This is a genomic window from Thiocystis violacea (genome assembly GCF_016583565.1).
Lineage (GTDB): Bacteria > Pseudomonadota > Gammaproteobacteria > Chromatiales > Chromatiaceae > Thiorhodococcus > Thiorhodococcus violaceus_A.
The window spans coordinates 1-6,705 of sequence record NZ_NRRF01000126.1; the positions used below are offsets into that span (position 1 = coordinate 1).

Annotated in this window: 6 protein-coding genes; 2 read left to right on the forward strand and 4 right to left on the reverse strand. The window is 63.1% G+C overall.

Features of this window, described 5'->3' with window-relative positions; all coding sequences use genetic code 11:
• Window positions 1-106: 106 nt before the first annotated feature.
• Together CKO23_RS23390 and CKO23_RS23395 are read right to left on the reverse strand one after the other, a co-directional pair.
• Window positions 107-1,015: a mechanosensitive ion channel family protein gene (locus tag CKO23_RS23390; protein WP_242482690.1), complete on the reverse strand. Its 909-nt coding sequence runs from the start codon at window positions 1,013-1,015 to the stop codon at window positions 107-109.
• Between the two features lie 221 nt (window positions 1,016-1,236).
• Window positions 1,237-2,184, reverse strand: a complete 948-nt coding sequence (locus CKO23_RS23395; protein ID WP_200335730.1) for a cation diffusion facilitator family transporter — start codon at window positions 2,182-2,184, stop codon at window positions 1,237-1,239.
• Between the two features lie 676 nt (window positions 2,185-2,860).
• On the opposite strand from CKO23_RS23395, the gene CKO23_RS23400 reads away from it, so the two are divergent.
• Complete coding sequence (locus tag CKO23_RS23400) at window positions 2,861-3,682, forward strand: formate/nitrite transporter family protein (protein WP_200335732.1); 822 nt, start codon at window positions 2,861-2,863, stop codon at window positions 3,680-3,682.
• Window positions 3,683-3,760: 78 nt separating this feature from the next.
• Here CKO23_RS23400 and CKO23_RS23405 read toward each other — a convergent pair whose 3' ends face one another.
• Both CKO23_RS23405 and CKO23_RS23410 read right to left on the reverse strand, forming a co-directional pair.
• Entirely contained in the window at window positions 3,761-5,044 is a 1,284-nt protein-coding gene (locus CKO23_RS23405; RefSeq protein ID WP_200335734.1) for a phospholipase D-like domain-containing protein, read from the reverse strand.
• 36 nt (window positions 5,045-5,080) lie between these two features.
• Window positions 5,081-5,491, reverse strand: a complete 411-nt coding sequence (locus CKO23_RS23410) for an NINE protein (protein ID WP_200335736.1) — start codon at window positions 5,489-5,491, stop codon at window positions 5,081-5,083.
• Between the two features lie 525 nt (window positions 5,492-6,016).
• On the opposite strand from CKO23_RS23410, the gene CKO23_RS23415 reads away from it, so the two are divergent.
• Entirely contained in the window at window positions 6,017-6,427 is a 411-nt protein-coding gene (locus CKO23_RS23415) for a DUF1523 family protein (protein WP_200335738.1), read from the forward strand.
• The last annotated feature ends 278 nt before the right edge of the window (window positions 6,428-6,705 follow it).

Sequence of the window (6,705 nt, forward strand, 5' to 3'; positions counted from 1 at the left end):
ACCCAGCAGGCGTTCTTACGCGCGCTCAAGGTACCAGAGGAGCACTTTATCCACCCATCCCCGTGCTGCTGAATCGATGCCGCTGAAAAATACGACATCGGTGCTGTCACGGGGTGCGGAATGTCCGCTTGAACACCGTCGCGTTCGGAATGCGGATGTGGTTGCCATCCGGCGACAGCAGGATCGTCGCGCGCGAGGTCAGCTTGACCACATGGCCTTGATGGCCACCGATATCGACGAGATCGCTGACCTGGAAGGGATTGCGCAAGCTCAGCAGGATACTGGCGATATAGTTCTCGACGGTGTCGCGCACCGCGAAGCCGACCGCCAGGCCGATGATCCCGGCTGCACCGAGGATGGTTCCCAGCAACGCGGTTGCATCAAGCAGCCCCAGCGCCATCACCAGCCCCGCGATCACAAACGACCACTGTGTGAGCTGCCCGAGCAAGTGGGCGATGAAGGAGTTCGGGGCGATGCGTTGGAACAACCCCTGACGGGCAGCCAGCCAACGACCGGTGATCCAAAACAGCGCGAGGACCGCGAGCGCGAGCAGAAATAGCGGCAAGCCGACCAAGACCTGCTGCGCGAGCCTGACGATCTTGGCCCACATCGCCTGCAGCCGTGGTTGCAGCTCGCGGTTGACGCTGATGGTGTTCTCGACCTTCACGACGCCTTCCACTTTACGGGCGAACTCCAGCGCCATCGTCTCCGTCGCGGCCGATTCGACTTCGCCGCTCAGGAACACGATTCCACCGGAAACCCTGACGGCCACCCCCTTCAATCCCTGGATCTCCGCGTAAATAGCCTGCAGCCGCTTGCGGATTTTTGTGTCGTCCTTCTCGGATGTGCCTGCGGAGATCACCTGCTCGCCCGCTGCTGCCGCCTCTTCCTGCTTTCCAGTCAGCAAGTCGGTCAACTCGTCCGCTCGCGGCGAAGCGGCGATCAGGAGCCAGCCTGAAACCAAACCGGCAACCAAGGTCCGGTATTCGATCTTCGGAATCCATTGCTTTGTCATTGAATGAGGGGTCCAGTGGGGTTTTCAGTCGCTCTTGGTGACCGGGAAATGGCGGTCGATTCCCGCATTGCGGAAAATGCGCATACATCAGCATCTCCCGCCCTATTGTTCGGAGCGGCCTACCGTGCGTGGTCGTCGCAATGCGCTGCACGCAGCTTCACGATCGCCACGATCGTTCGCGCGGAATCCGAGCGGAAGCTCGTGCTCGTGTGCGCCGAACCTCAAGTCTCCTCTTCCCGGCGTAATGACTCGGCCTCGATGAAGATGCGTTTGATCTCCGGATGGCGGTCTCGGATGCCGCGTTCCAGCCGGTCCACCACACCCATGATCGTCTCCGAAGACAGGCCGGAGCGGAAGCGGACATCCAGATTCAGCAGGACCTCATCGGGGCCGAAATGCATGGTCAGCGGACGGCCGGCCTCGACCACGTCCGCGTCCTCGCGGGCGATTCGGCGAATGCTTTCGATCACCTGTGGATCCGCCGCTTCGCCGATCAACAGGCTGCGGCTCTCGTAGGCGAGGAGGAGCGCGACACTGGCCAGGGTCAAGCCAATCATCATGGAGGCGATGCCATCCCAGAGCGGATTGCCCGTGATCTCGGTGAGATAGACACCGGCCAGGGCGAAGAGCAGCCCCGCCAGCGCGGCGGAGTCCTCGAAGATCACGGTGACCGTGGTCGGGTCCTTGGCGGCGCGCAGCGCCTGCCAGAGGCGCTTGTCCTTGACCGAGGGCAGGAATTCCCTGAGCGCGATCGTCCAGGAGATGCCCTCGGCGATCAGCGCGATCCCGATCACGGCATAGTTCCACATCACATTGCCGCGCTCGTCCGGGGCATGGCCGGTGATGTGGGTGAGTCCCTCGAAGAAGGACAGACCGCCGCCGATGCCGAAGAGCGCAATCGCGACGATCAGGCTCCAGAAGTAGAGCTCCTTGCCATAGCCAAAGGGATGCGCCTGATCCGCCGTGCGGGTCGCGCGTTTCATCCCGATCAGGAGCAACCCCTCGTTGGCGGTATCGACCAGCGAATGGATGCACTCCGAGAGCATCGCCGAGCTGCCGGTGAACAGGGCCGCGATGCCCTTGGCGACCGCGATCACGCCGTTTGCCGCCATGGCGCCGTAGACGGCGATCGGTCTTTCCTGTTTGTTTTCGACAGATGACGAACTCATCGCCCCTCCCGCATCGGCGTTGGCGGGGGAATACCCCTAGATTCCGAAGAGCGCGGTTGAGCCGCGCAGCGTGATGGCCGGTGATGGGCCGCAGAATCGCAAGAGGCGCAAGGAGCACAAGGAACTTGGCGGTGTTCGGCCGCCAGCAGCCCGCTCCCAGCGCTTGCGCGCATTGGCGTTGTGCGCGCTCTTTCGCGGTGGCAACAGCCGGATGTCGCGACTGCGATAGCCAAGCAAATTCTGCACCAGAGACTGCTGGCCGATGCATCGACCGGCGCCATCGTCGTCGCGCCGACCGACGGCGCTCGCGCGAGTCGGTGCGACGGTTGAAAACCACCGGAAGCTTGGTGCCTTTGCACAGATTGCCGCGCACAGGAGAGGCTTGCGTTGCAGGGCGCGGCGTGGGACAGCGGCTGATCAGCAACCGCATCGAGTCGGTGCGGGTCTTGCTTTGGGTCATCGTATGCCCGTCTCTGGATCCACGCGCCTGGTGGCCAACGCCTGTTTGCAATTCGAGCGCACCCGTTGGATCGGGATGCTACTCGCCGATACCCGCGGCTTGGACGGCTCCGAGCGGTCTCGATGACCTGCCGCGCGCCGCTCTTCCCGTTCCGTCGCGCCGGGCGGTGACCGCTTGGAAAGGGACGGCTCAACCCATCCGTGAGCGATCTTTGCCATGTCTAGAAGCGAACAAGGTGCGGGTCTCACCCGCGAGGAAGCGCACGAAGTGTCGGAGCGCCTGGGCCTGCGGTCGCTGCAAGTCTTCGAGATCGTACGCCAGGAAGGCGTGGAGGAGTTGTCGCGCCCGGTCAATTCCCTGTTCTGGTCCGGCATTGCCGCGGGCCTTGCGCTCAGTCTTTCGGTCTACTGCACGGCGTTCCTGCACCATGCATTGCGGGAAAGTCCGCTCCAGTCCGTGCTGGAAAGCCTTGGGTATAGCGTCGGTTTCGTCATCGTGATTCTGGGGCGCCTCCAGCTCTTTACCGAAAACACCATTACGGTGGTGCTGCCTGTCCTGAGCGACTGCAGCCGGTTCAGAATTCAACGGACCGCGCGGCTCTGGGCCATCGTCTTCGCGGCCAACATGATCGGCACGCTGATCTCCGCCCTGGTGGCGACGCTAGGCGGTATCGTGCCGCCGGTGCAACTGGAGGCGGCGCTCGCGGTTTCGCATCACTTGCTGGAGTACTCGGCGCTCCAGACCCTGCTCTACGGGATCCCGGCCGGGTTCATGGTGGCGTCCATCGTCTGGTCCATGCCGAGCGCCAAGGGCAGCGAACTCGGGATCATCGTCTTGATCACCTCCATGATCGCGCTTGGTGGACTGACCCATGTCGTGGCTGGGTCCACCGAGTGGTTCCTGCTCGCGCTCGCGGGGGAGATGTCCTGGGCGAAGGCGGTTCTGGCCGGAATCCTTCCCGCCTTCGTTGGAAACGTGATCGGTGGGACCGGGCTCTTCGCCCTGATCACCTACGCGCAGGTCAAGGATGAGATCTGAACGACGAGCCGGGGCTGGAGTTCTGGAATGGAGGCGCCGGGGCCTCGGTCGTCATGTCCCGAGCCCTCCCTCGGCGTCTCAGAGGAAGGGTGTCAATAGGCGAGACCCGCGGATACGGATCCAGTCCAGCCAGGATTCCGGCAGCAGGTCCCGAGGCCCCAGTTCCTTGGCGTCGCCGAGATCGACGAGGAAGCGTTGCTCTAGATACTGGGCAATGGCCTCGTCGCGGATGATCAGGGCGACCTCGTCGTTGAGCGTCATCGAGCGGTTGTCGATGTTGAAGGTGCCGACGGTCGCCCAGCAGGCATCGGCGACGAAGGTCTTCGCGTGCATCATCCCCGGCTGGTAGGCGTAGATACGCACGCCTGCATCCATGAGCGGCCGGTAGATAGCGCGCCCGGCGTGCCAGACCAGGGGTTGATTGGTATTGCGGCCCGGTGTGAGGACACGCACATCGACGCCTCTGTCCACCGCGTTCATCAACAGCCAGCGCATGCCGTGGGTGGGAACGAAATAGGCGCTGGCGATGTAGATGCGCTCGCGCGCCGAGGTGATGGCCAGGAAGAAGAAGCGTTCGGCGTTGGTGCTGCCCAGCGACGGCGAGCAGGCCATGATGCCCGCGGCCTGAGGCTCGCTGGCGGGTGGCATGTGCGCGAAGGGAGAGATGGTGTCGCCGATCAGAAGATCGCCGGTCGCTTCCGCCCAGTTGTTGGAAAAGGCGACCTGCAACTGCATCGCCGCGGGTCCGGCGATACGCACATTGGTATCCCGCCACTGCTCTTGGCCGCGTCCGTTGCCGAGCCATTGATCGGCGATCCCGAACCCACCGGTGAAGCCCACGCGCCCGTCGATGACGAGGGCGCGCATGTGCATGCGCTGTTGGAACTTGTACGCCTCTTTGAGTCGGAACGGCCGGTAGATGGCGACCTCCGCGCCGGCGGCGACCAGGCGCTGCCGATAGCTCCTGGGCATCTGTCCGGCGCCGATGGCATCGAGCAGCACCAGCACCTGGACGCCCGCCTGGGCACGCTCGCTGAGGGCGCGCAGCAGCGCGTCGGCGACCTGGCCGGGATTGACCTCGTAGACATGCACGCAGATGACGTGCTCGGCGCCCCTGATCGCGTCCCAGATGCGCGGAAAGGTTTCGTCGCCGTTGAACAAGACCTCGATCTCGTTGCCGCCGACGACGTGGACGGAGGTCAGCAGGCCGAGGTGGATGTTGAACTTGCTCTCGCGCGCGTCGAGGACATCCTGCTCGCCGCCGATGGCCCGCGTGCGTCGGATGGCGGTCGTGCGCGTCAGATAAGCGAGCAGCATGCCGAGCAAAGCCGCTAGGACGAGATAGCCGAGCAGGGTCAGCATGGCGGAAGCCTCGGTATCTCGGGATCGAGGCAACCGTCAATCACGGTCGGCATTCGCGTTGACCTTGTCGATCTGCTCGTTGAGCGTCCAGTAGTCATAGAGGTAGCCGACCAGGAAGAGCCCGCCGGTGAGCAGCCAGAGGAGCCCGGTGATCCATTTTCCGAGATAGAAGCGATGCACGCCGAACAGGCCGAGGAAGGTCAGCAAGATCCAGCTCAGGTTGTAGCCCTTGGGGCCGCTGACGAAGCGTCGGTCCGCCTGACGTTCCATGCTCGGTATCAGGAAGAGGTCGATGATCCAGCCGACGAACAGCAGTCCCAGGGTCAGGAACCAGAGGGTGCCGGTGACCGGTTTGCCGTAATAGAACCGATGGGCGCCCAGGAATCCGAAGATCCAGAGTAGGTAGCCCATGGTGGTTGAGTGGGTGTCCTCGGTGTGTTCGGACATCGTTATCCTCCGCGGATGGCTCGCGCTTCCCTCAAGCGCCAGTCAACCGTCTCGCCACGGCGGGAACGGCATCGCTCGGCGCAGGCTGGAGCTGCGTGGGGCGTCTTTCGTGGCGCGCCCTGGCGCCGCGCTGGTGAGCCTGGTGAGGTCCTGATCGGGTCGACCGGATCACTGCTCGAAGACCAAGTGATCGGCTCAATGGCCGCCGCTGCAAATCGCAAGCAAATAAAGCGCCAAGTGCGATGAGGCATCTCGGCCTGATGACATCGGTTTGCGGCGCACTGTCGGGCGAACAGAGTCGGTGGATATCACCCAGGCTGAGCGGGTCAGCAGGTGCAATTGCACCACGGGCGGTTAACACAGCCTGCATCGCGACCACACATGCTATCAATATCAGTATCTTGCATTCATCCCTCGACTGGCATCTTCGTTGCACTCGGCTAGGTCGAGTCCGTGATTTCGCGGATTGACCGCAGTCTTCCGTGGCCGAGCACAATTCGTTAATGCAACAAGGGGTAGGCACTCATGAAGAAGAAATTCACGATCGGTTTCGCTGTCGTTCTCGTCATTGCGATCGTCCTGCTTTGGCTGCGCTGGGGGCCGGATTCCTGGGAGGTGCAGATCACCGGCGTGACCGGCGACGGTCGTGACGTCCAGTACCGGATCGAGGCGGTCTATGCGGGTACAACCGAGACGTTGATCTTTCGCAACGAGGATGCCGGATTCATGCCTCCGTACTTCAAATTCGATTCGGCGGATCTTCAGTCGGTTGCCAGCCGGATCACGCGGGAGTGTCCCGAAGTCCCGGTCACCGTGAATGGCTATAGCTTGCGGATCCCATTGCTGGATATGTTCCCCAATGCAACCTCCATCGATGCGCCCGAGCGCTGCGTCGAGGCGCCTTCCGACCCCTCCGCGGTGACCGGCGCCCAGTGAGTGGGGCTGGGAGCTAACGCCGAGGCGCCTCGCGCGCCTCGCGCCGGGAGACTGATAATGGGCTGTCCTCTCGGGAGTGACGAACCAGGGCTGTGAAGGTCACGAAAAGTGAACGCAACGACTCCTGCCGGTCGCCGCGCCCTCGACGCGCCTGAATCGCCCGAGCAGCGCGAGTCGCGCGTCTTCGGTACAATCGCGCCCTTTTGTAACCAGCTGGCTGTTGACGGTGTTGCTGAACCCACTGTTTGAGCGCTTTGCCGAGCATTTCCCTATCCCAC

Excerpts from the sequence above, each read along its gene's own strand:
- CKO23_RS23390 (WP_242482690.1), bottom strand. The coding sequence starts at position 1,015 with ATGACAAAGCAATGGATTCCGAAGATCGAATACCGGACCTTGGTTGCC.
- CKO23_RS23395 (WP_200335730.1), bottom strand. The coding sequence starts at position 2,184 with ATGAGTTCGTCATCTGTCGAAAACAAACAGGAAAGACCGATCGCCGTC.
- CKO23_RS23400 (WP_200335732.1), top strand. The coding sequence starts at position 2,861 with ATGTCTAGAAGCGAACAAGGTGCGGGTCTCACCCGCGAGGAAGCGCAC.
- CKO23_RS23405 (WP_200335734.1), bottom strand. The coding sequence starts at position 5,044 with ATGCTGACCCTGCTCGGCTATCTCGTCCTAGCGGCTTTGCTCGGCATG.
- CKO23_RS23410 (WP_200335736.1), bottom strand. The coding sequence starts at position 5,491 with ATGTCCGAACACACCGAGGACACCCACTCAACCACCATGGGCTACCTA.
- CKO23_RS23415 (WP_200335738.1), top strand. The coding sequence starts at position 6,017 with ATGAAGAAGAAATTCACGATCGGTTTCGCTGTCGTTCTCGTCATTGCG.